This is a genomic window from Mesorhizobium sp. M0243, from assembly GCF_040321775.1.
Lineage (GTDB): Bacteria > Pseudomonadota > Alphaproteobacteria > Rhizobiales > Rhizobiaceae > Mesorhizobium.
The window spans coordinates 289,806-310,972 of the sequence record NZ_JAMYSF010000005.1; the positions used below are offsets into that span (position 1 = coordinate 289,806).

General features: G+C 63.3%; 23 protein-coding genes. 4 read left to right on the forward strand and 19 right to left on the reverse strand.

Features of this window, described 5'->3' with window-relative positions; translation table 11 throughout:
* Window positions 1-53: 53 nt before the first annotated feature.
* From NKJ11_RS09405 to rplS, 5 genes are all read right to left on the reverse strand, one after another.
* Window positions 54-866: an amino acid ABC transporter permease gene (locus tag NKJ11_RS09405; RefSeq protein ID WP_352793129.1), complete on the reverse strand. Its 813-nt coding sequence runs from the start codon at window positions 864-866 to the stop codon at window positions 54-56.
* Window positions 867-1,076: 210 nt separating this feature from the next.
* Entirely contained in the window at window positions 1,077-1,874 is a 798-nt protein-coding gene (locus NKJ11_RS09410) for a transporter substrate-binding domain-containing protein (RefSeq protein ID WP_128304255.1), read from the reverse strand.
* Between the two features lie 176 nt (window positions 1,875-2,050).
* Entirely contained in the window at window positions 2,051-2,554 is a 504-nt protein-coding gene (locus tag NKJ11_RS09415) for a MarR family winged helix-turn-helix transcriptional regulator (protein WP_352793130.1), read from the reverse strand.
* Entirely contained in the window at window positions 2,551-2,985 is a 435-nt protein-coding gene (locus tag NKJ11_RS09420) for an organic hydroperoxide resistance protein (RefSeq protein WP_023811268.1), read from the reverse strand. Before NKJ11_RS09420 ends, NKJ11_RS09415 begins: the two co-directional genes overlap by 4 nt.
* 140 nt (window positions 2,986-3,125) lie before the next feature.
* Window positions 3,126-3,674 (reverse strand): 50S ribosomal protein L19, encoded by a 549-nt coding sequence (gene rplS, locus NKJ11_RS09425; protein WP_023811269.1) that lies wholly within the window; start codon window positions 3,672-3,674, stop codon window positions 3,126-3,128.
* 328 nt (window positions 3,675-4,002) lie between these two features.
* Between rplS and NKJ11_RS09430 the strand changes: the two genes are divergently transcribed.
* The gene (locus tag NKJ11_RS09430; RefSeq protein WP_352555119.1) at window positions 4,003-4,755 is read left to right on the forward strand and encodes a sulfite exporter TauE/SafE family protein; all 753 of its coding nucleotides are present in this window, start codon (window positions 4,003-4,005) and stop codon (window positions 4,753-4,755) included.
* Here the strand turns inward: NKJ11_RS09430 and trmD are convergent.
* Window positions 4,737-5,441 carry a tRNA (guanosine(37)-N1)-methyltransferase TrmD gene (gene trmD, locus NKJ11_RS09435; RefSeq protein WP_352555118.1) on the reverse strand — a complete coding sequence of 235 codons (705 nt, stop codon included), beginning with the start codon at window positions 5,439-5,441 and terminating at the stop codon, window positions 4,737-4,739. The two genes, NKJ11_RS09430 and trmD, sit on opposite strands and share 19 nt — an antisense overlap.
* Window positions 5,438-6,037, reverse strand: coding sequence for a ribosome maturation factor RimM (rimM, locus tag NKJ11_RS09440; RefSeq protein WP_352793131.1), 600 nt, complete (start codon window positions 6,035-6,037; stop codon window positions 5,438-5,440). The genes trmD and rimM overlap by 4 nt, the downstream gene beginning before the upstream one ends.
* A 129-nt stretch (window positions 6,038-6,166) precedes the next feature.
* On the opposite strand from rimM, the gene NKJ11_RS09445 reads away from it, so the two are divergent.
* Both NKJ11_RS09445 and NKJ11_RS09450 read left to right on the forward strand, forming a co-directional pair.
* A complete protein-coding gene (locus tag NKJ11_RS09445; protein WP_352630957.1) occupies window positions 6,167-7,105 on the forward strand; it encodes a tyrosine recombinase XerC in 939 nt (312 codons plus the stop codon).
* Window positions 7,106-7,229: 124 nt separating this feature from the next.
* Window positions 7,230-8,300 (forward strand): TraB/GumN family protein, encoded by a 1,071-nt coding sequence (locus NKJ11_RS09450; RefSeq protein ID WP_352793154.1) that lies wholly within the window; start codon window positions 7,230-7,232, stop codon window positions 8,298-8,300.
* A 2-nt stretch (window positions 8,301-8,302) separates the two neighbouring features.
* Here the strand turns inward: NKJ11_RS09450 and NKJ11_RS09455 are convergent, their stop codons facing one another.
* Window positions 8,303-8,773, reverse strand: a complete 471-nt coding sequence (locus NKJ11_RS09455; RefSeq protein WP_352793133.1) for a DUF2867 domain-containing protein — start codon at window positions 8,771-8,773, stop codon at window positions 8,303-8,305.
* Between the two features lie 192 nt (window positions 8,774-8,965).
* Between NKJ11_RS09455 and NKJ11_RS09460 the strand changes: the two genes are divergently transcribed.
* On the forward strand, window positions 8,966-9,310 hold the full coding sequence (locus NKJ11_RS09460; protein WP_352793135.1) for a hypothetical protein: 345 nt from the start codon (window positions 8,966-8,968) through the stop codon (window positions 9,308-9,310).
* A gap of 114 nt (window positions 9,311-9,424) precedes the next feature.
* Here NKJ11_RS09460 and lpdA read toward each other — a convergent pair whose 3' ends face one another.
* From lpdA to mdh, 11 genes are all read right to left on the reverse strand, one after another.
* A complete protein-coding gene (lpdA, locus tag NKJ11_RS09465; RefSeq protein WP_352793136.1) occupies window positions 9,425-10,831 on the reverse strand; it encodes a dihydrolipoyl dehydrogenase in 1,407 nt (468 codons plus the stop codon).
* 23 nt (window positions 10,832-10,854) lie between these two features.
* Window positions 10,855-11,610, reverse strand: coding sequence for an SDR family oxidoreductase (locus tag NKJ11_RS09470; RefSeq protein ID WP_127296321.1), 756 nt, complete (start codon window positions 11,608-11,610; stop codon window positions 10,855-10,857).
* Window positions 11,607-12,125 carry a hypothetical protein gene (locus tag NKJ11_RS09475; protein ID WP_352793138.1) on the reverse strand — a complete coding sequence of 173 codons (519 nt, stop codon included), beginning with the start codon at window positions 12,123-12,125 and terminating at the stop codon, window positions 11,607-11,609. Before NKJ11_RS09475 ends, NKJ11_RS09470 begins: the two co-directional genes overlap by 4 nt.
* Before the next feature lie 57 nt (window positions 12,126-12,182).
* Entirely contained in the window at window positions 12,183-13,463 is a 1,281-nt protein-coding gene (odhB, locus tag NKJ11_RS09480) for a 2-oxoglutarate dehydrogenase complex dihydrolipoyllysine-residue succinyltransferase (protein ID WP_023811280.1), read from the reverse strand.
* A 47-nt stretch (window positions 13,464-13,510) separates the two neighbouring features.
* Window positions 13,511-16,498 (reverse strand): 2-oxoglutarate dehydrogenase E1 component, encoded by a 2,988-nt coding sequence (locus tag NKJ11_RS09485; protein WP_352793139.1) that lies wholly within the window; start codon window positions 16,496-16,498, stop codon window positions 13,511-13,513.
* 120 nt (window positions 16,499-16,618) lie between these two features.
* The gene (gene sucD / locus NKJ11_RS09490; protein ID WP_352555110.1) at window positions 16,619-17,521 is read right to left on the reverse strand and encodes a succinate--CoA ligase subunit alpha; all 903 of its coding nucleotides are present in this window, start codon (window positions 17,519-17,521) and stop codon (window positions 16,619-16,621) included.
* A 15-nt stretch (window positions 17,522-17,536) separates the two neighbouring features.
* Window positions 17,537-17,956 (reverse strand): PIN domain-containing protein, encoded by a 420-nt coding sequence (locus NKJ11_RS09495; protein WP_127296323.1) that lies wholly within the window; start codon window positions 17,954-17,956, stop codon window positions 17,537-17,539.
* Window positions 17,946-18,176, reverse strand: a complete 231-nt coding sequence (locus NKJ11_RS09500; protein WP_023811284.1) for a hypothetical protein — start codon at window positions 18,174-18,176, stop codon at window positions 17,946-17,948. The genes NKJ11_RS09495 and NKJ11_RS09500 overlap by 11 nt, the downstream gene beginning before the upstream one ends.
* A gap of 64 nt (window positions 18,177-18,240) precedes the next feature.
* Window positions 18,241-18,612: a cupin domain-containing protein gene (locus NKJ11_RS09505; protein WP_023811285.1), complete on the reverse strand. Its 372-nt coding sequence runs from the start codon at window positions 18,610-18,612 to the stop codon at window positions 18,241-18,243.
* 4 nt (window positions 18,613-18,616) lie between these two features.
* Window positions 18,617-19,810, reverse strand: a complete 1,194-nt coding sequence (gene sucC, locus NKJ11_RS09510) for an ADP-forming succinate--CoA ligase subunit beta (RefSeq protein ID WP_023811286.1) — start codon at window positions 19,808-19,810, stop codon at window positions 18,617-18,619.
* 43 nt (window positions 19,811-19,853) lie between these two features.
* Window positions 19,854-20,822, reverse strand: a complete 969-nt coding sequence (mdh, locus tag NKJ11_RS09515) for a malate dehydrogenase (RefSeq protein ID WP_013528846.1) — start codon at window positions 20,820-20,822, stop codon at window positions 19,854-19,856.
* Window positions 20,823-21,167: the final 345 nt, after the last annotated feature.

The window sequence follows — 21,167 nt, forward strand, 5'->3', positions numbered from 1 at the left end:
GGACCTCCTCAACGGGAATGCTCGGGGATCGTAATGCTGTCTTCGCCGAAAAACTATTCCTCGTGCTGGCGGCGCAGCCGCCGCTCCAGCGCCCGGAGCGCCAGCGACAGTCCGACGGTCAGGATGAGATAGATGTAGGCCGTTATCGAATAGGTCTCGAAGAAGCGAAAGGAGCCGGCGGCGTAGACCTTGCCCATCTGCGTGATGTCGGCAACGCCGAGCACCGAGACCAGCGAGGAATCCTTGACCAGCGCGACGAAATCATTGCCGAGCGGCGGCAGGATGGTGCGGATTGCCTGTGGGAACACGATCAGCCGGAAGCGCTGAGCGCGGGTCAACCCAAGCGCCTTCGCCGCCTCGATCTGGCCCTTCTCCACCGACTGGATGCCGGCCCGGAAAACCTCCGAGATGAAAGCCGAATAGCCGATGGTCAGCGCCATGATGGCGCGCCAGAGCAGCGACACGTCGCGCACCAAAAGCTCGCCGAACAGGGCCGCACTTTGCAGCGGCGCGGTCAGCGCGTTCCAAGCCGTGACGAAGGCCGGTGCACCGGCAAAGGCGATCCAGAACAACAGCACCAGGATCGGCACGCCGCGGATGATCTCGACATAAAAGCGCGCGATCTGGCGCAGCCAGCGCGAGCCGGACATTCCCATCAGCGCGATGCCGAGACCCATGGCCGAAGCCAGCACGAAGGCAATCACGGTGACGAAGATGGTGACGCCGATGCCCTTGGCGACCGTGGCGAACACCTGGGTATAGAGGTTGCTGGTGGCGACGAAGACGGCCACCGCGATCGCGAGGGTTACGGCAACGACGAGCCACCAGGGGAAGTCGGCTTTGGAGGAAGAGCAAGGGACCTGCATCAGAAGGATTGCGCCAAGGCACCCCCCTCTGGCCTGCCGGCCATCTCCCCCGCAAGGAGGGAGATTGGCAGCTTCAATGCCCGCGCCTTTTCTTCAATGCTGGAGGTACGCGAAGGCAGGGCGGACAGCTGATCTCCCCCCTTGCGGGGGAGATGCCCGGCAGGGCAGAGGGGGGTGTTCAAGCGCCGTGTCTGCGTGAGGTTCAGCGAACTACTGCCCCATCTTGTAATCAAGAAACCATTTCTTGTTGAGCGCATCGAGGGTGCCGTCGGCCTTCAGCGCCGCGATGGCCGCGTTGACCGGCTTCACCAGGTCCGAACCCTTCGGAAAGATAAACCCAAAATCCTCGGTACCGAGCGGCCCCCCGATCAGCTTCAATTTGCCCTCGGAGGCGTCGACATAGCCTTTGCCGGCGGTGCCATCGGTCAAAACAACATCGACGTCGCCTGATTTCAGGGCCTGCACGGTCGCGCCGAACGTCTCGAACAGTTTGATGCGCGGGTTCTGCTCATTGCCGTCGAGCACGCTGTAGACGGCGGTGTAGAAGGGCGTGGTGCCGGCCTGCGCGCCGACCAGCCCGTCCTTGAAGGCGCCGAATGTCTTGGCGTCGGTGAAGCGGCTCTCATCGCCGCGCACCAGCATGAACTGTTCCGAGCGCATATAGGGGTCGGAGAAATCGACCTTCTCCTTGCGGTCGTCCTTGATGGTGATGCCGGTCATGCCAATGTTGTACTGGTTGTCGGAAACCGCCTGGATCATCGCGTCCCAGGAAGTGTTCTGGTACTCGACCGTGAAATTGAGCCGCTTGGCGATCTCGTTCATCGCGTCATATTCCCAGCCGATCTGTTTGCCGGTCTTGGCATCGATGAACTGCAGCGGCGGATAGGCGTTTTCGGTCACAACCACCACCTTCTTGCCGCCGAGGTCGGGCAGCGCCTGCGCGAAGGCGGCAACGGGTGCCAGGACGAGGGCAAGCAGGCCCGCCAGCAGCAGTTTCGATTTGGTCATGACACACTCCCCGGGAATTGATGACCCGGGCATGGCCGGGCTTGCAGGAAAATCCGGCGCCGACTTTAGCTTTCCGCAAGCGTCATGCAAGACGCTCTGCCGTGTCGCCTGGGGCGAAATCGGATTCCAATGCTCTCGATCGGAAGATTCCGGGAGATCCGTGCCTTGGCCGGCGGTCAGTCAGCCGCCGGTGCCTTGGCGTCCGTCTCGCGCAGCCCAGCAATGAGCTTGGCCAGGATGCGGTGCAGGCCATCCAGTTCGACCGCGCTGAGGCGGGGAAATTGGCAGAGTATCTGGACAGCAACGTCTTTGGCGGGCCCGCGTAGCGACTGTCCCTTGGCTGTCAGCTCCAGAAGCACCCGGCGCTCGTCGGCAGCGTCGCGCCGGCGGGTGATGAAGCCGCCCGCCTCCAGCCGTTTGAGCAGGGGTGTCAGCGTCGCCGAATCGAGACCCAGCACCTCGCCGAGCCCACCCACCGTGCGTGGCGCTCGCTCCCACAGCGCCATCATCGCCAGATATTGCGGATAGGTGAGGCCGAGCGGTTCGAGCAACGGCCGGTAGAGCCGCGTCATCAGCCCGCTAGCCGAATAGAGGGCGAAGCAGATTTGGTCGTCGAGTTTCGGCACCCCGGCGAAATCCGCCGAGGCCTGCGTGGTATCGTTCGTCTGTTTTGTGTTCATGCTGCCTTTGCCGGAAGCGCCTTAGCCGAAAGCGCCACCTCGATGTTGCCCTTGATGGCGTTGGAATAGGGGCAAACCTGGTGCGCCGCCGATACAAGCGCTTCCGCCGCCGCCTGATCAAGACCTTTTGTTTCCGCTGCCAGCGAAACGCCGAGCACAAATCCGCCCTGCGCATTGCTGTGCAGGCTGACATTTGCCGTCACCGAGGCATCCTGCAGCGGCAGTTTCTGCTTGCCGGCGATGAAGCGCATGGCGCTTTCGAAGCAGGCGGCATAGCCGGCGGCGAAAAGCTGTTCGGGATTGGTGGCGCCACCTTTGCCGCCAAGCTCCTTGGGCATGGCAAGATCGAGGCTGAGCAAGCCATCATCGCTCTGGACATGGCCGGCGCGGCCGCCGACGGCGCGGGCTTGGGTAGAATACAATGCAGGCATTTCATTTCTCCATTTAAATCGTGAACGATTGTTTAGTACACGATGTAAATCGAGTCAACCGCCGACTTTTCCGCCAGCCAGCCCCCGGAAACGAAAAAAGGCGGCCGAAGCCGCCTTTTCAAACTTGCTCGCCGAAAAACTTATTCGGCGGTGGCTGCTTCGGCTGCCTTTGCGGCTTCAGCTGCCTCGGCGGCGGCCTTCTTCTCGGCGGCGTCCTGAGCGGCCTTCTCGACGGCCAGAGCCTCGGCGGCTGCCACCTTCTCGGCCTCGATGCGGGCCTTCTCGGCGTTCAGAGCATCGCGCTCCTCGTCGTTCAGCTTGCGGGCGCGCACGCCGGTGTTTTCCGAAATACGGGCCGATTTGCCGCGACGATCGCGCAGGTAGTAGAGCTTGGCGCGACGCACCTTGCCGCGGCGAACGATTTCAACGCCTTCAACCATCGGCGAGTAGACCGGGAACACGCGCTCGACGCCTTCACCGTAGGAAATCTTGCGAACCGTGAAGTTCTCCTGGAAGCCGGCGCCTGCGCGGGCGATGACGACGCCCTCATAGGCCTGGACGCGGGTGCGGGTGCCTTCGGTCACGCGGACCTGGACGCGCACGGTGTCGCCGGGCTGGAATTCGGGAAGCTTGCGCTTGGCTTCGATCTTGGCGGCCTGTTCGGCCTCGAGCTGACGGAGAATATCCATCTCAAAAGTCCACTTCTTGTTCTTCCGACAGTCAGAGCGTCCGACACTCGCCTTGCAGTTCCATTGACCGCTTGGCTATGCCCTTTGTCTCCAAGACATTTGTCTTTGAAACATCAGGCAGGGGCGACTACACCGTCATTGTTGACGGGTCCGGCAGATTCTTTCTGGCCGGTACGGGCGGGCACATACAGCTATTTCGCCGCTTTGTCACGCCTTGGCAGCGCATTTTCTGCTCGCATGGCACCATCGTAATCCTGCCGTGCCGGGTTGCGCCGGTCGTTCAGGCTTTCTAAGCCTGAAATAACACAGTTTTGAGCGGCCGCAATTCATGTCTGTCTTCGATGCCATCCTGCTCTTTCTGGCGGGCTTTCTGTCAGGCGCCGCCAATGCGGTCGCCGGTGGCGGCACCTTCATCACCTTCGGCGCCATGACGTTGGTCGGCCTGCCGCCGATCGTCGCCAACGCCACCTCCTCGGTGACGCAATTTCCGGGCTACATCACCTCGACGCTCGCCTATTCGGCCGACATCAGGCATTTCTGGCGCGGCGCGCTGCTGCTCTGTCTGATCTCGGCGATCGGGGCGCTGGCCGGCGCGCTGATCCTACTGGCGCTCGACAATCCCTCGTTTCGCGCTCTGGTGCCGTGGCTGCTGCTAGCCGCGACGGCCCTGTTCGCCGCCGGCCCCTGGCTGAAACCGGTGCCGAAGCCCGGCCATGAAGCGGCGGTGGGCTCGCTCGCCGGCTCCCTGGCGCAGTTTCTCACCGCCATCTATGGCGGCTTCTTCGGCGCCGGCATGGGCGTGATGATGCTGGCGACGCTCGGCCTGACACAAGCCGGCGACTACCACCGGCTGAACGCGTTGAAGAACATGCTGGCCATGGTCATCGCCGCTGTCGCGATCGTCGTCTTCGTCTCGGGCGGCGTCGTCGCCTGGCCGCAGGCGATCATCATGATCCCGGGCGGCGCGCTCGGCGGCTATGCCGGCGTCTGGATCGCCAAGCGCGTGCCGCAAAACGCGGTGCGCGGCTTCGTCGTCGCCGTCGGCCTGTTTCTGGCTTTCTATTACTTTTGGAAAGGCTGAGCGGCGGCGCCCAACAAATCAGGACGCCGCTCTTTCGTCAGCGCTTCCGACTGCGCCCGCCGCCATGCGGCGATCTTCTTATGATTGCCCGAAATCAGCACATCGGGAATCTCGCGTCCCTCGAACTCCTGCGGCCGCGTGTAATGCGGATGTTCAAGCAGGCCGTTTTCGAAACTCTCCTCCTCGCCCGACACGGCGTTTCCCATCACACCGGGCAACAGCCGCACCACGGCATCCAGCAGCACAAGCGCTGCCGGCTCACCGCCAGAGAGGATGTAGTCGCCGATCGAGACTTCCTCTAATCCCCGCGCGTCGATCACCCGCTGGTCGACGCCTTCGAAGCGGCCGCACAGGATGACGGCGCCAGGCCCTGCGGCCAGTTCGCGCACGCGCGCCTGCGTCAGCGGTTTGCCGCGCGGGCTCATCAACAGCCGTGGCCTTGCGTCGCCTTCCGGCGAAGCATGGTCGATCGCCCTGGCCAGGACATCGGCACGCATCACCATGCCGGCACCGCCGCCAGCCGGCGTGTCGTCGACGGTGCGATGGCGGTCGGTGGCGAAGTCACGGATCTGGATCGCCTCCAGCGACCACGTGCCGGCCTCGAGCGCCCGGCCGGCCAACGACAGGCCGAGCGCGCCGGGAAACATCTCGGGGTAAAGCGTCAGCACCGAAGCGGAAAAACTCACCGGTTGCCCCCGGCATCGCTCGGTCCGCGCGGCCTGCCCTTCGGATCGAAGTCTTCCTCTCGCGGGCCGTCGCCATCCTCGTCCTCGACAAGTCCGGCCGCCGCCGGGTCGACACGGACGAAGCCTTCGGCGATCGACACTTGCGGCACGGCAGCCTGTGTGAACGGGATCAGCACGCCCTTGCGCCCGCCCAGCGTCACGTCGAGAATGTCGCCGCCGCCGAAATTGTGCACCGCGACGATCTTGCCGAGTGCGGCACCCGTCTCGTCGCGGACTTCGAGGCCGACGAGGTCGGCATGGTAGAACTCGTCTTCCTCGCCGTCGTCCGGCAGCATCGAACGGTCGACGAACAGCTCCGTGCCGGCCAGCGCCTCGGCCGCGTTGCGGTCGGCAACGCCCTTGAAGCGGACCACGACGACGGTGTTGGCGGGCCTGATGTCGATGATCTGGAAGGCGCGGCCGTCACGGGCGTAGAGCGGGCCGTAGTCGGCCAGCGCCAGCGGTTCACCGGTGAAGGTCTTCACCCGCAATTCGCCCTTGATGCCATGGGCGGCGCCGATCACGGCCATCTGGACAGGGTTCTGGGGCTTGCTCATGGCGCTAAATCCTTTGGCTTTGCTCTAACGCTCCCCGATCGTCATTTCAATGACGCGCTCTTCACCGCTTCCTAACCCGGCTGCCGGAAAATGGCCGGGCATGCATGAAACAAAGGTCGAAAGCACGCCATGCAGGAATTCCTGATCCCGGCCAAACCCGATCTCCAGGCGGCACGCGAAAGCTGGCTGAAGATGCTGGCGCGAGAACGTCGGCTGTCGCCCGAGACGGTGGAAGCCTATGAGCGCGACACGCGCCAGTTCCTGCATTTCCTCACCGGCCATTGCGGCGGCTCACCCGGGATTTCGGACATCGCCGATCTGCGCCCGGCCGACCTGCGCGGCTTCCTCGCGGCGCGGCGCAATGCCGGCGCCGGTGCCCGCACGCTGGGCCGGGGTCTCGCCGGCATCCGCTCGCTGCTGCGTTTCCTCGAGCGGCGCGGCCTTGCCAATGCGGCGGGTGCGGCAGCCCTGCGCGCACCGCGCCAGCCCAAATCGCTGCCCAAGCCGCTGACGGCGAGCGACGCCAAGCATATTGTTTCCATCGAAGGCCAATTGGCGGAAGAACCCTGGATCGCGGCCCGCAACGCCGCTGTGCTGACACTGCTCTACGGCTCCGGCCTGCGCATTTCCGAGGCGCTCGGTCTGGCGGGCGCCGATCTGGCGTCGGCGGACGACACGGTGCTGCGCGTCACCGGCAAGGGCGGCAAGACGCGACTGGTGCCGGTGCTGCCGGTGGCGCTCCGGGCGATCGCCGAATATCGCCGGCTCTGCCCCTATCATCTCGACCCCAAGGGCCTGCTGTTTCGCGGCGCCCGCGGCGGCCCGCTCAACCCGGCCATCGTCCAGCGCGACATGGCCAAACTGCGCTCGGCGCTCAACCTGCCCGATACCGCGACGCCGCATGCGTTGCGCCATTCCTTCGCTACGCATTTGCTCGGCAGCGGCGGCGATTTGCGCACCATCCAGGAACTGCTCGGCCACGCCAGCCTGTCGACGACGCAGATCTACACCGGCGTCGACACCGCGAGGCTGCTCGAGATTTACGAATCAGCCCATCCACGGGCATGAACCCTTCAATTTCGCAGTACCAATTAACCGTTTTGCCGCTTTTTCGGTTCTAGAACTGACCATGATCCCGAAAAGTGGGACCCGGTTTTCGGAAAAGATCATGGTCAAACATGAAGACAGAACCATGAAACGCGTCATCGCCATCGCCGACCGTGCAGCTTCCGTGTCGCTGAAGCTGCTCGTCGCGCTCAATGTTTTGTTCTTCCTGTCGTTCCTCGCCGTGCTGCTGTTCGCGGCCGGCAAGGCGCATGCCGAAATCCCGACCTGCACCGGCGCCGACATGCTGTCGGCCTTGCAGAAGAACGATCCGGCGACCTACCGCAAGATCGAAGCGGAAGCCGCAGCGACACCGAACGGCAAGGGCCTGTTGTGGAAGCTGGAAAAGCCCGGCGAGAAGCCGTCCTTCCTGTTCGGCACCATGCATATGACCGACCCGCGCGTCACCACGCTGCCTCCCGACGCGCAGAAAGCCTATGACGCCGCCGGCACCATCGTCATCGAAACCACCGACGTGCTCGACAAGCAGAAGATGATGGTCGCGATGCTCCAGGAGCCGGACCTGATGATGTTCACTGATTCGACGACGCTGGCGTCGCTGCTGTCGCCCGACGATGCGGCGGCCATGAACGCCGCGCTCGACGCACGCGGCATTCCTCCGGCAACGGTTGCCAAGATGAAGCCGTGGATGCTCTCGGCCATGATGGCACTGCCGGCCTGCGAGCTGGCCCGCCAGTCCGGCGGCGCACCGGTGCTCGACGTCAAGCTGGCCGAGGGTGCAAAGGCTGCCGGCAAGCCGGTGGAAGGATTGGAGACGGCTGAAAGCCAGCTGCGCGCCATGGCTTCGCTGCCGCTGGCCTTTCACATGAAGGGCCTCGTCGACACGCTGAAGCTCGGCGACAAGGTCAACGACATCAACGAAACCATGATCGTGCTCTACCAGCGCGGCGACACCGGCATGTTCTGGCCGCTGTTTCGCGCGGCCATGCCTGACCAGCAGGACGACCCCGCGGGCTACGCGGCGTTCGAGGAAACCATGATCACCAGCCGCAACAAGGTGATGGTCGAGCATGCCGAACCGATCCTTGCCAGGGGCAACGTCTTCATGGCGGTCGGCGCCCTCCACCTTCCCGGTCCCGAAGGCCTCGTCGAGGATTTCCGCAAGGCCGGTTACACCGTCACGCCTGTAGGCCTGTGACCTTATCTGATCTGGGCCAGCATCGCCGGAACGACGATCCGGTGGAACGGCATGATGATCGCGAGATAGGCGCGCCCGAGCCAATTGTGCGTCTTGACGATCGTCGTCGCGGCCACCTCTTGCCGGCCCACGCCAAGATCCCTGACTTCGACCAGGACACGGAAATCGAGATGCCGGTCGTCGAGGCCAAGCACGACTTTGCCGGGAGACTGGCTGATAAGCGGAAAGATCCCGATCTTGCCGCCCGGCAACACGGCAGGTTCCAGGCCCGTCTTCAGCCGGAATGGCCTGACGGCAAGATTGCGCAGCGCTATGAGCCTTCCAACCCAGCGCGGCGTTTGCCCCAAAGCCCGTTCGGCGGCGCCGAGAGCGGTCAATGAAAGACCTTCGGTGACCAGCACATAGCGGTCGGCGAACTGGGCGGCGGCAAGAGCGTCGTGGGGGTTCGGGACAATCAGCGCTGTGGAATTCATCGCGGCAAATCCTCTGAATCGACCATAGCAGGCACGGACTTGGCGCGCTGCGTGGCGAAACGACGCCATTCCGGCTCCGGAACGGCGGATTGTCCTTGTTTTTGGCGTTTTCGAACCCTAGCGTGAAACCAGTTCAATGATTGCGCGTTGTATGGTGTTGATTGATATTTTTCATCCACGGAGGACACTTTTATGGCGAACGCACCGAATCCAAACGACCCGTTCAATCCCAACACCACCAACACCACCATCAAGCAGAGTGGTGGCGGCGGTAGTGGCTGGCTGATTGCGCTGGTCGTCGTTATTCTGGCGGTTGTCGCGTATTATGTTTTTGGAAGAAGCGGTGAGCACCCGGCACCCGCCGAGCCGCCGGCGGCCAGCACACCGGCCCCCGCGCCCGCACCGGCAGAACCGATGAAGCCAGCCGAACCGGCGCCTGCACCTGCACCTGCACCTGCTCCGGCCCCTGCAGAACCGGCCCCGGCCCCAGCGCCCGCACCGGCTCCAGCGCCGGCTCCTGCCGCACCGGCCAACTGATCGGTTCGATATCAAATACGAACGGCCCGCTGAAAGCGGGCCGTTTTGGTTAGTGGTGTCACCGTGCCTTCGTCATCCTCGGGCTTAACCCGAGGATGACGAAGCATTGGCCTTTTAGATGTGGATGGGCTTGAAGAACGTGGCCAGCGCCGCCTCCTTGATCGCCTCCGACATCGTCGGATGCGCATGACAGGTGCGGGCGAGATCCTCCGACGAGCCGCCGAACTCCATCAGCACCGCCGCCTCGTGGATCATCTCGCCGGCGCCGAAGCCGACGATATGCACGCCGAGCACGCGGTCGCTTTGCTTGTCGGCGAGGATCTTCACAAAACCGTCGGTGTGCAGCATGGCGCGCGCCCGGCCATTGGCGCTGAACGGGAACTTTCCGACCTTGTAGTCGATGCCGGCCTTCTTCAACTCTTCCTCGGTCTTGCCGACCGAGGCGATTTCCGGGCTGGTGTAGACGACGCTCGGAATGACGTCATAGTTCACGTGGCCGGCCTGGCCGGCAATGGCTTCCGCTACCGCCACGCCCTCGTCCTCGGCCTTGTGCGCCAGCATCGGCCCGGCGATGACATCGCCGATGGCATAGATGCCCGGGACATTGGTCTTGAGATGGCCATCGGTCTTGACGCGGCCGCGCTCGTCGACCTCGACGCCGGCTTCCTTCAGCCCGAGACTGTCGGCATAGGCCCGGCGCCCGGTGGCGATCAGCACGGCATCGGCCTCGATCGTCTCGGCGGCGCCGCCCTTGACCGGCTCGAAGGTGACCGTGGCACCCTTCTTGGCCTTGGCGACGCCGGTGACCTTGGCGCCGAGCTTGAACTCGAAACCCTGTTTGGATAGCAGCCGCTGGAACTGCTTGGAGACCTCGCCGTCCATGCCGCCCAGGATGGTGTCGAGGAATTCGACCACGGTGACCTTGGCGCCGAGCCGCGCCCACACCGAGCCGAGCTCGAGCCCGATGACACCGCCGCCGACCACCACCAGATGGCCGGGCACCTTCTCCAGCGACAGCGCGCCGGTCGACGACACGATCACCTGCTCGTCGATGTCGACCTTGACGCCGGGAATGCCGGCGACATCCGATCCGGTGGCGATGACGATGTTCTTGGTCTCGATCTCCTCGACCTTGCCGTCCTCGCCGGTCACCGAGACCTTGCCGGCCGCGACCACCTTGCCGGTGCCGCGAAAGCTGTCGATCTTGTTCTTCTTGAACAGGAAGGCGACGCCGTTGACGTTCGACGACACCGTCGCATCCTTGTGCGCCATCATCTTCGTCAGGTTCAATTTCGGCGCTGGTATCTCGATACCGAGCGCGTCGAAGGAATGGCCGGCTTCGGCGAACATCTCGGAGGCATGGAGCAGCGCCTTCGACGGAATACAGCCGATGTTCAGGCAGGTGCCGCCGAAGGTGGCATTCTTCTCGACCACCGCAACCTTGAGCCCGAGCTGCGCCGCCTTGATGGCGCAGACATAGCCGCCCGGTCCCGATCCGATGATAACGACGTCATAAGCCATGTTTGTTTCCCTTTGCTTGGCGCTCAGCGGCCGCCGCTTACATTCAGGATCGCGCCCGTCGTATAGGACGCGGCGTCGGATAGAAGATAGAGAACCGCGCCCGCGACTTCATCAGCCGTGCCGGCTCTTTTCATCGGCAGCAGGTCGCGGAACCGCTCTATCCTGTCCGGCTGCCCGCCGGAGGCATGGATCTCGGTATCGATGAGGCCGGGCCGCACCGCATTGACGCGAATGCCTTCCAGTGCGACCTCACGGGCGAGCCCGACGGTGAACGTGTCGATGGCACCCTTGGAGGCGGCATAGTCGACAAATTCGCCCGGCGAGCCCAACGTCGCTGCCGCCGACGAGATGTTGACGATCGATCCGCCCGCCCCGCCATGACGGGTCGACATGCGCTTCACCGCTTCGCGGGCACACAGGAACGAGCCGACGACATTGATGCGCATCATGCGCTCCAGCCGCGCGACGTCCATCTCGTCGACACGCGCCTTGACGTCGACGATGCCGGCATTGTTGACGAAGGCGTCGAGCCGGCCATAAGCGCGGTCGACGGCCTCGAACATGGCCACGATATCGGCCTCGCTGCCGACATCGCCCTTGACGGCTAAGGCCTCGCCGCCCCCGGCCTTGATCTCGGCGACCACTGCGTCAGCGGCAGCCTGGTTCGAGGCATAGTTGACCGCCACGCGGTAGCCGGCCTTCGATCCTAGCCGGCAGACCGCGGCGCCAATGCCGCGGCTACCGCCGGTGACCAGCAGCACCTTTTTCGCCTCGCTCATTCCTGGCATCCCTTCAAGACAAACACATCCCACGGCACTTTCGAAAACCCGCTGCCGCCATAGGCCGAGGATTGGCGCAACGCCGGCCCGAGGTCCGGCAGGATCAGCGTCTTCGGCGCTTCGACCCCTTCGGCCGGCAGCAGTCCGATGTTGCCCTTGTCATCCGACGTGTAGATGACGCCATGCCAGGGCGTGCAGGCAGCAAGCTCCTCGCCGGTGACGTCGCCTTCGGGGCATTTGTACATCAGCGCGCCGTTCGGCCGCGACACGCCTTCGTTCCACATAACGATGCCGTTGAGCACCACATTGTTGTCGAGGATCATCCGGAACGAGTTGGTGACGGTCGCCGAGGTGCCGGTCGGGGTAAAATCGATCTCTGCGCCGCCCTGCGCGTCGCCATAGACGGCTAGCTCGATCGGACATGCGGCGCGGGCACTTGCGGCGGCCAGCACCATGCCGGCCGCGATCGATGCGATCGGAAGCACCTTGGAAAGGCTAAGGGAACGGGTCGTCATTCTGCCGCGCATCCCTTCCTCCGGCACGCATGCCAACAGCCGGATCAGCACCAGACCCTAGAGATCAAGCACCAGCCGTTCCGGATCTTCCAGGCTTTCCTTGACGCGCACGAGGAAGGTCACTGCTTCCTTGCCGTCGACGATGCGGTGATCGTAGCTGAGCGCCAGATACATCATCGGCCGGATCACGATCTGGCCGCCGACCACGACAGGCCGCTCCTGGATCTTGTGCATGCCAAGAATGCCCGACTGCGGCGCGTTGAGGATCGGCGTCGACATCAGCGACCCGTAAACGCCACCATTGGAAATCGTGAACGTGCCGCCCTGCATATCGGCGACCGACAGCTTGCCGTCGCGCGCGGCGATGCCCAGCCGGCCGATGTCCTTCTCGATCTCGGCGATCGACATCTGGTCGGCATTGCGCACGACCGGGACGACGAGGCCCTTTTCGGTGCCGACGGCGACGCCGATATGGGCATAGTTCTTGAAGATGATGTCGGTGCCGTCGATCTCGGCATTGACCGAAGGGATTTCCTTCAGCGCGTGGGTCACCGCCTTGGTGAAGAAGCCCATGAAGCCGAGCTTCACGCCGTGCTTCTTCTCGAACACGTCCTTGTATTTGGTGCGCAGCGCCATCACCGCTGACATGTCGACCTCGTTGAAGGTGGTCAGCATGGCGGCGGTCGACTGCGCTTCCTTGAGGCGGCGCGCGATGGTCTGGCGCAGCTTGGTCATGCGCACGCGCTCCTCGCGCGAGGCGTCGTCGCCGGAGGATGGCGCGCGCACGGCAACCGGTGCAGGTGCCGCCTTCGGCGTCTCTGCCGGCTGTGACGGCGCGCCTTTGGAGATGGCGTCGAGCACGTCGCCTTTCAGCACCTGGCCACGCTTTCCCGAACCGGAGATCTGGTCGACCGAGAGATTGCTTTCGGCGATCAGCTTGGCCGCGGCCGGTGCGGGCGGCATGGTGCGCGGTTCGACCGGGCCGGCGTCGCCGGCGATCTTGGCGGTCTCGGCCGCGGCCTGCTTGCCGGTCGATGCGGCATCCGGCGACGAGGCCTGCGACACCGCCTGCGGCTTGGTAGCCGGAGCGGCGGCCGCGCCACCTGCCGAAATCGAACCGAGCAGCGCGCCGACACCGACCGTCTCACCTTCCTTGACGGTGATCTCACCCAGCGTGCCGGCGGCGGCGGCAGGCACCTCCACCGTCACCTTGTCGGTCTCGAGCTCGACCAGCGGTTCATCGGCGGCGATTGTATCGCCAACCTTCTTGAACCATTTGCCGACGGTCGCTTCAGTGACGGATTCGCCGAGAGTGGGAACGCGGATTTCGGTAGCCATTGTGCCTGTCCGTTTTCTTTCGGTTCTGTTGTTCGCCCAGATATTCTCTATTCACCAAGCGCGTCTTCGAGCAAGGCGGCGAGCTGGGCGAGATGCTTTGACATCAGTCCGGTCGCCGGCGAGGCGGCGGCAGGACGGCCGGTGTAGCGCACCCGCTGATGCTTGGCGTCGATATGCGCCAGCACCCATTCCAGATACGGGTCGATGAACGACCAGGCGCCCATGTTCTTGGGCTCCTCCTGGCACCAGGCCATCTCGGCATTGCGGAAACGCGACAGTTCCGTAATCAGCGCCTTGGCCGGGAACGGATAGAGCTGTTCGACGCGCAGCAGATAGATGTCGTTGATGCCGCGCTTCTCGCGCTCCTCATAGAGGTCGTAATAGACCTTGCCCGAGCACAGCACGACGCGGCGGATCTTCGAATCCTTGGTGAGCTTGATCGCCTGCCCGGAAAGCAGTTGCGCGTCGTCCCAAAGCAGCCGGTGGAACGAGCTTTCGCCCGAAATTTCCGGCAGCGTCGACACCGCCCGCTTGTGGCGCAGCAGCGATTTCGGCGTCATCAGGATCAGCGGCTTGCGGAAGTCGCGCTTCAGCTGCCGGCGCAGGATGTGGAAGTAGTTAGCCGGCGTCGTGCAGTTGGCCACTTGCATGTTGTCTTCGGCGCAAAGCTGCAGGAAGCGTTCGAGCCGGGCCGAGGAGTGTTCCGGACCCTGGCCTTCATAGCCATGCGGCAACAGGCAGACGAGGCCCGACATTCTGAGCCACTTGCGCTCTCCGCTGGAGATGAACTGGTCGAACACCACCTGGGCACCGTTGGCGAAGTCACCGAACTGCGCTTCCCACAAGGTCAGCGCCTTCGGCTCGGCCAGGCTGTAGCCATATTCGAAGCCCAGCACCGCCTCTTCCGACAGCATCGAGTTGATGACTTCGTAGCCAGCTTGAGCCGCCGACAGATTGTTGAGCGGGATGTAACGGGTCTCGTCGCGCTGGTCGTAAAGGACCGAATGGCGCTGCGAGAAGGTGCCGCGTTCGGAATCCTGGCCCGACAGGCGGATCGGATTGCCGTCGAGCAGGATGGCGCCGAAGGCCAGCGCCTCGGCCGTTGACCAGTCGATGCCTTCGCCCGACTCGATCGCCTGGCGGCGGTTCTCGAGGAAGCGGATGATCGTCTTGTGCGCTTCGAAATCCTTCGGCACCTCGGTCAGCTTCTTGCCGATTTCCTTCAGCGTCTTGACCGGCACGGCGGTCTTGCCGCGCCGCTGTTCATCCTGGTTGTCGGCGGTGCGCAGGCCCGACCAGGCGCCGTCCAGCCAATCGGCCTTGTTGGGTTTGTAGTGCTGGCCGACTTCCCATTCCGATTCCAGATGCGCCCGCCAGTCGGCCTTGAGCTGGTCGAGTTCAGCCTGGCTGATGTGACCCTCGGCGATCAGCCGGTCGCCATAGATCTGGACCGTCGTCTTGTGGGTGCGGATGTTGCGATACATGATCGGCTGGGTGAAGGCCGGCTCGTCGCCCTCATTGTGGCCGAAGCGGCGATAGCAGAACATATCGACCACAACAGGCTTGAAGAACTTCATGCGGAATTCGATCGCCACCTTGGTGGCGTGCACCACGGCTTCCGGGTCGTCGCCATTGACGTGGAAGATCGGCGCCTCGATCATCTTGGCCACGTCTGATGGATAGGGCGACGAGCGCGAGAAGCGCGGGTTGGTGGTGAAACCGATCTGGTTGTTGATGATGAAGTGCAGCGTGCCGGCGACGCGGTGGCCGCGCAGGCCGGACAGGCCGAGGATCTCGGCGATCACGCCCTGACCGGCGAAGGCGGCATCGCCATGCAGCAAGAGCGGCAGCACTTTGGCGCGCTCTTCCAGCGGCACGATCTCCTCGCGGCTGCGGCCGAACAGGTAATCCTGCTTGGCGCGCGCCTTGCCCATCACCACCGGATCGACGATTTCCAGATGCGAGGGGTTGGCAGTCAGGGACAGATGCACCTTGTTGCCGTCGAACTCGCGGTCCGACGAGGCGCCGAGATGGTACTTGACGTCGCCCGAGCCCTCGACCTCGTCGGGTGCGGCCGAGCCGCCCTTGAACTCGTGGAAGATGGCGCGGTGCGGCTTGGCCATCACCTGGGAGAGCACGTTCAGCCGGCCGCGATGCGCCATGCCGAGCACGATCTCCTTCATGCCGAGCTGGCCGCCGCGCTTGACGATCTGCTCCAGCGCCGGGATCAGCGCTTCACTGCCATCGAGGCCGAAGCGCTTGGTGCCCTTGTACTTGACGTCGATGAACTGCTCGAAGCCTTCGGCCTCGACCAGCTTCTGCAGGATCGCCTTCTTGCCGGTGGCGGTGAAGGTGATCTCCTTGTCGGCGCCCTCGATGCGGGCCTGGATCCAGGCCTTTTCCTCGGGGTCCGAAATATGCATGAACTCGACGCCGAGCGTCGAGCAATAGGTTCGGGTCAGGATTTCCAGCATCTGCCGGATGGTGCCGAATTCAAGCCCGAGCACATTGTCGAGGAAGATCGGCCGGTCATAGTCGGCTTCGGTGAAGCCATAGTTCTCCGGCGACAGCTCGTTGTAATCCTCGAGCGGCTTGGCGATGCCGAGCGGATCGAGATTGGCGTGCAGATGGCCGCGCATGCGGTAGGCGCGGATCATCATGATGGCGCGCACCGAATCGCGCGTCGCCTGGTGCACGTCGGCATCGGACAGGACGACGCCGTTGGTGACCGCCTTGTCCTTGACCTTCTTTTCGATCGTCTTCTCGACGATGCCCCAGTTGCCGTCGAGCGCCGAGACCAGTTCGCCATTCGCCTGCAGCGGCCAGGAGGGCTTGGCCCAGGAGGCGCCCTTGGCGTTCCTGCGCACATCGCCGGCATCGTCTTTCAGCCCGGCGAAGAACTCCTGCCATTCGGGATTGACCGAGGCGGGATCGTCCTCATAGGCAGCGTAGAGCGCGTCGATGTAATCGGCGTTGCCGCCATAGAGGAATGAGGTGAGCGAAAATTGGTCGTTGGCCTGATCTTGTCTTGCCATTTTTGTCCGCGGAGCCTGGCTCCGTCTCCTGTTTTTGGAGGGAAATAAGGAAATAGGGGAGTAGGGCTTTTTGCCGCTGCTATTTTCCCTACTGCCCTACTCCCTTACTCCCCTATTCCCTTACCCTTTGATCGCCTCGACCAGCGTCGTGCCTAGTCGCGCCGGCGAGGGCGATACTTTTATCCCGGCCGATTCCATCGCCGCGATCTTGTCTTCCGCGCCGCCCTTGCCGCCGGAGATGACCGCGCCCGCATGCCCCATGGTGCGGCCGGCCGGCGCCGTGCGCCCGGCGATGAAACCGGCCATCGGCTTGCTTCGGCCACGCCTGGCTTCGTCCTTGAGGAACTGCGCGGCGTCTTCCTCGGCCGAACCGCCGATCTCGCCGATCATGATGATCGACTTGGTCTCGTCATCGGCGAGGAACATTTCGAGCACGTCGATGAATTCGGTGCCCTTGACGGGGTCGCCGCCAATGCCAACGGCGGTGGTCTGGCCGAGGCCGACATTGGTGGTCTGGAACACTGCCTCATAGGTAAGCGTTCCCGACCGCGAAACAACGCCGACCGAGCCCTTGCGGAAGATGTTTCCGGGCATGATGCCGATCTTGCATTCCTTGGGCGTCAGCACGCCCGGGCAGTTCGGCCCGATCAGCCGCGACGTCGAGCGGTCGAGCCGCGCCTTGACCTTGATCATGTCCATCACCGGGATACCTTCGGTGATGCAGATGATCAGCGGGATCTCGGCCTCAATCGCTTCCAGGATGGCCTCGGCGGCACCCGCCGGCGGCACATAGACGACGGAGGCGTTGGCGCCGGTCTTTTCCTTGCCCTCGGCGACGGTGGCGAAGATCGGCAGGCTCTCGCCCTTTGCGCCGGTCCACGTCTCGCCACCCTTCTTCGGGTGGATGCCGCCGACCATTTTCGTGCCGTGATAAGCCAGCGCCTGTTCGGTGTGGAACGTGCCGGTCTTGCCGGTCAGGCCCTGCACCAGCACCTTGGTGTTCTTGTCGACGAGAATGGACATTTTTTTGCGACCTGATCAGTGATTGCGGAAGGGGTTCATGGCGACCACGGAGCCATAAGACTGCCCGTGGTTGAGGTCTTCGGTGTAGAGTATCTTGACGCCAAGGCGCTCGGCGGCGGCGATGATGGCGCCATCCCAATATGAAATCTGGTAGCGTTGCGCGTTCGCGATGCCCCGCATTACAACGGCGCTATCCAGATCCTGGCAGGGCTTCATGGAGATCGCGGCGACCCATTCGGCCGCCTTCGCCGGCGCCAGTGTGACCTCAGCTCGCTTGGTCACGTTGACATAGAACTCCTGCAGCACCTGTGCGGAGGTCGAATAGTCTTCCTTGGCGATCAACTCCACGGCGCGCTCATACTTCGCGCGCTCGGCCTTGTGTCCGATGGCGGCATAGACGAGAATGTTCGTGTCGAGGAAGCAGTCAGCGATCATAGAGAGCTTCCCGGTTCCATTTCTTGCCACCCATGTCGCCTGCCGCCTCGCGGGCGAGCCGCAGAAGGGCCTGCCGTGCCTCGTCCTTGGCGTACCGCTTGGCGGCCACTGCCGAGAAAAACTCCCGCACCATGGCGTTGACGGTCGTTCGCTGTTCGGCGGCCGTCAGCTTGACCTGCTCCAAGACCTCGTCTTCGACTGCCAGAGTGATGTTCTTCATTTCTCTTTTCTCCTGCGCCTACTTCACACAGTATATGTGTAACTGTGTGGCAGTCGCAAGTTCGTTACAGCCGCTTCAGGTCGGCGACGGTGAGGTCGCTTTTGGCATTGCCGGTGTTGAGCGTCGTTGCCGGCTCGAACATCAGCACGACGGGTTCCGCAGTCAGCGAGCGCGGCCGGTGTTCGACGCCGCGCGGCACGACGATGAAATCGCCCTCGCCGAGCTCGACGGGACCGTCACGGAAATCGATGGCGATACGCCCGCGCAGCACGAGGAAGGCTTCGTCCTCATTGTCATGCGCATGCCAGTCGAACATCTCGCCGAACTTGGCGACCTTCGCCTGGCTGTCGTTGACATCGCCGGCGATATGCGGATCGAAAACCTTGGTGATGGTCCGATCCGCCGCCTCGACGAGGTTTATCTTGCGCGGAGGCATCCGCTCAGCCCTTCACCGCCGCCACGATCTTCTTGGCTGCGTCGTCGAGATCATCGGCCGACACCACGTTGAGGCCGCTGTCGTTGATGATCTTCTTGCCAAGCTCGGCATTGGTGCCTTCCAGGCGCACCACCAGCGGCACTTCCAGCCCGACTTCCTTGACCGCGGCAATGACGCCCTCGGCAATGATGTCGCACTTCATGATGCCGCCGAAGATGTTGATCAGGATACCCTTGACTGCCGGATCCCTGGTGATGATCTTGAACGCCGCCGTGACTTTTTCCTTGGATGCGCCGCCACCGACATCGAGGAAGTTGGCCGGCTCGGCGCCATAGAGCTTGATGATGTCCATCGTCGCCATGGCAAGGCCGGCGCCATTGACCATGCAGCCGATATTGCCGTCGAGCGCGACATAGGCGAGGTCGTATTTCGACGCCTCGATTTCCTTCTCGTCCTCTTCCGTGGTGTCGCGCAGTTCGAGCACGTCGGGGTGGCGGAACAGCGCGTTGTTGTCGAACGACACTTTCGCGTCGAGCACGCGCAGCCGGCCGTTCTTCATGACGATCAGCGGGTTGACCTCGAGCAGGCTCATGTCCTTCTCGACGAAGGCCTTGTAGAGGATCGGGAACAGCGTATCGCCGTCCTTGGCCGCATCGCCGTCGAGCTTGAGCGCGCCGTTGAGCGCCTTCAGGTCGGCTGCTGTGACGCCTTTTTCCGGATCGATGGCGACGGTGATGATCTTTTCGGGCGTGTCATGGGCGACCGCTTCGATGTCCATGCCGCCTTCGGTCGAGACGACGAAGGCGATGCGGCCGACCGAACGGTCGACCAGGATCGACAGATAGAGCTCGCGTTCGATGTCGGCACCGTCCTCGATGTAGAGGCGGTTGACCTGCTTGCCGGCCGGACCGGTCTGCTTGGTCACCAGCGTGTTGCCCAGCATCTCGTTGGCGTTGGCGACGACGTCGGCCACCGATTTCGCCAGCCGCACGCCGCCCTTGGCGTCCGGGCCGAGCTCGGTGAATTTGCCCTTGCCGCGTCCGCCGGCATGGATCTGGCTCTTCACCACATAGAGCGGGCCCGGCAGCGCCTTGGCGGCGGCTTCCGCTTCGCTCGCCTTGAACACCGGCACGCCTTCGGCCACCGGCGCGCCGAAGCTCTTCAGCAGCGCCTTGCCCTGATACTCATGGATGTTCATCTGGATGGTCTCCGGATCGACTGGGGGTTCACTTGCTGGAGATTCATTTGGAGGCGAGTTGCGGCGCGATCTTGACGCAGGCCTCGGTCAGGCCCTGCACCGTCGCCACAGAGGAGTCGAACATCTTCTGCTCGCTCTTGTTGAGTTCGATCTCGATGATGCGCTCGACGCCGCCGGCGCCGATCACCACGGGAACGCCGACATAGGTGTTCTTGACGCCATACTGGCCGGAGAGATACGCCGCGCAGGGCAGCACCCGCTTCTTGTCCTTGAGATAGGCTTCAGCCATCGAGATCGCCGAAGCTGCCGGCGCGTAATAGGCCGAACCGGTCTTGAGCAGGCCGACGATCTCGGCGCCGCCGTCACGGGTGCGCTGCACGATCTGGTCGAGCTTCTCCTTCGAGGTCCAGCCCATCTTGATGAGGTCGGGCAGCGGAATGCCCGATACCGTCGAATAGCGGATCATCGGCACCATGGAATCGCCGTGGCCGCCGAGCACGAAGGCGGTGACGTCCTCGACCGAGACCTTGAATTCCTCTGCCAGGAAATAGCGGAAGCGCGCGCTGTCAAGCACGCCGGCCATGCCGACGACATGGCTGTTGGGCAGGCCTGAGAATTTCTGCAGCGCCCAGACCATGGCGTCGAGCGGGTTTGTGATGCAGATGACGAAGGCCTTCGGCGCATACTTCTTCAGCCCGGCGCCGACCTGTTCCATGACCTTGAGATTGATGCCCAGAAGGTCGTCGCGGCTCATGCCGGGCTTGCGCGGCACGCCGGCGGTGACGATGCAGACGTCGGCCCCTTCGATGCCGGCATAGTCGTTGATGCCGGTAAGCCTGGAGTCGAAGCCATCGACAGGCGACGACTGCGCGATATCGAGCCCCTTGCCCTGCGGGATACCTTCGGCAATATCGAACAGCACCACGTCGCCGAGGTCCTTGAGGCCGATCATGTGAGCGAGCGTGCCGCCGATCATGCCAGAGCCGATAAGCGCTATCTTGTTGCGTGCCATGTGAGGATGTTTTCCCTTTGTCGGTGACGACGTCTCAAATCTCTGGTGATTTGATGGCGGCGTCGAAGAAGAGGCCGGAATGCTGCGGGGAACCGCGAATTTTCGCCGCACCCAATAGCCCCGGCATGGAAAAAATTCAAACGATTATTTTGGTGTCAGTGTTTTCAATCGGTTAGATCATTTGGGATTTACGTAAACGTCAAAGTTTATAAGCCGGCTTGAGAAGACGTAGCCGATGAAGATGGAAATCGTAAGGCTGGATACCGGCGATGACGCCCTTGTGATGGCGGTCGCCAAATCTCCCCCTTGAGGGCAGGCTATCGCATATGGAATTCCTGAGATGTC

Excerpts from the sequence above, each read along its gene's own strand:
- NKJ11_RS09455 (WP_352793133.1), bottom strand. The coding sequence starts at position 8,773 with ATGAATTCCACAGCGCTGATTGTCCCGAACCCCCACGACGCTCTTGCC.
- NKJ11_RS09495 (WP_127296323.1), bottom strand. The coding sequence starts at position 17,956 with ATGATCGCTGACTGCTTCCTCGACACGAACATTCTCGTCTATGCCGCC.
- sucC (WP_023811286.1), bottom strand. The coding sequence starts at position 19,810 with ATGAACATCCATGAGTATCAGGGCAAGGCGCTGCTGAAGAGCTTCGGC.
- NKJ11_RS09470 (WP_127296321.1), bottom strand. The coding sequence starts at position 11,610 with ATGAGCGAGGCGAAAAAGGTGCTGCTGGTCACCGGCGGTAGCCGCGGC.
- NKJ11_RS09460 (WP_352793135.1), top strand. The coding sequence starts at position 8,966 with ATGGCGAACGCACCGAATCCAAACGACCCGTTCAATCCCAACACCACC.
- NKJ11_RS09500 (WP_023811284.1), bottom strand. The coding sequence starts at position 18,176 with ATGAAGAACATCACTCTGGCAGTCGAAGACGAGGTCTTGGAGCAGGTC.
- NKJ11_RS09420 (WP_023811268.1), bottom strand. The coding sequence starts at position 2,985 with ATGCCTGCATTGTATTCTACCCAAGCCCGCGCCGTCGGCGGCCGCGCC.
- odhB (WP_023811280.1), bottom strand. The coding sequence starts at position 13,463 with ATGGCTACCGAAATCCGCGTTCCCACTCTCGGCGAATCCGTCACTGAA.
- NKJ11_RS09475 (WP_352793138.1), bottom strand. The coding sequence starts at position 12,125 with ATGACGACCCGTTCCCTTAGCCTTTCCAAGGTGCTTCCGATCGCATCG.
- NKJ11_RS09405 (WP_352793129.1), bottom strand. The coding sequence starts at position 866 with ATGCAGGTCCCTTGCTCTTCCTCCAAAGCCGACTTCCCCTGGTGGCTC.
- rplS (WP_023811269.1), bottom strand. The coding sequence starts at position 3,674 with ATGGATATTCTCCGTCAGCTCGAGGCCGAACAGGCCGCCAAGATCGAA.
- NKJ11_RS09430 (WP_352555119.1), top strand. The coding sequence starts at position 4,003 with ATGTCTGTCTTCGATGCCATCCTGCTCTTTCTGGCGGGCTTTCTGTCA.
- rimM (WP_352793131.1), bottom strand. The coding sequence starts at position 6,037 with ATGAGCAAGCCCCAGAACCCTGTCCAGATGGCCGTGATCGGCGCCGCC.
- NKJ11_RS09505 (WP_023811285.1), bottom strand. The coding sequence starts at position 18,612 with ATGCCTCCGCGCAAGATAAACCTCGTCGAGGCGGCGGATCGGACCATC.
- mdh (WP_013528846.1), bottom strand. The coding sequence starts at position 20,822 with ATGGCACGCAACAAGATAGCGCTTATCGGCTCTGGCATGATCGGCGGC.
- NKJ11_RS09445 (WP_352630957.1), top strand. The coding sequence starts at position 6,167 with ATGCAGGAATTCCTGATCCCGGCCAAACCCGATCTCCAGGCGGCACGC.
- lpdA (WP_352793136.1), bottom strand. The coding sequence starts at position 10,831 with ATGGCTTATGACGTCGTTATCATCGGATCGGGACCGGGCGGCTATGTC.
- sucD (WP_352555110.1), bottom strand. The coding sequence starts at position 17,521 with ATGTCCATTCTCGTCGACAAGAACACCAAGGTGCTGGTGCAGGGCCTG.
- NKJ11_RS09485 (WP_352793139.1), bottom strand. The coding sequence starts at position 16,498 with ATGGCAAGACAAGATCAGGCCAACGACCAATTTTCGCTCACCTCATTC.
- NKJ11_RS09415 (WP_352793130.1), bottom strand. The coding sequence starts at position 2,554 with ATGAACACAAAACAGACGAACGATACCACGCAGGCCTCGGCGGATTTC.
- NKJ11_RS09450 (WP_352793154.1), top strand. The coding sequence starts at position 7,230 with ATGAAACGCGTCATCGCCATCGCCGACCGTGCAGCTTCCGTGTCGCTG.
- NKJ11_RS09410 (WP_128304255.1), bottom strand. The coding sequence starts at position 1,874 with ATGACCAAATCGAAACTGCTGCTGGCGGGCCTGCTTGCCCTCGTCCTG.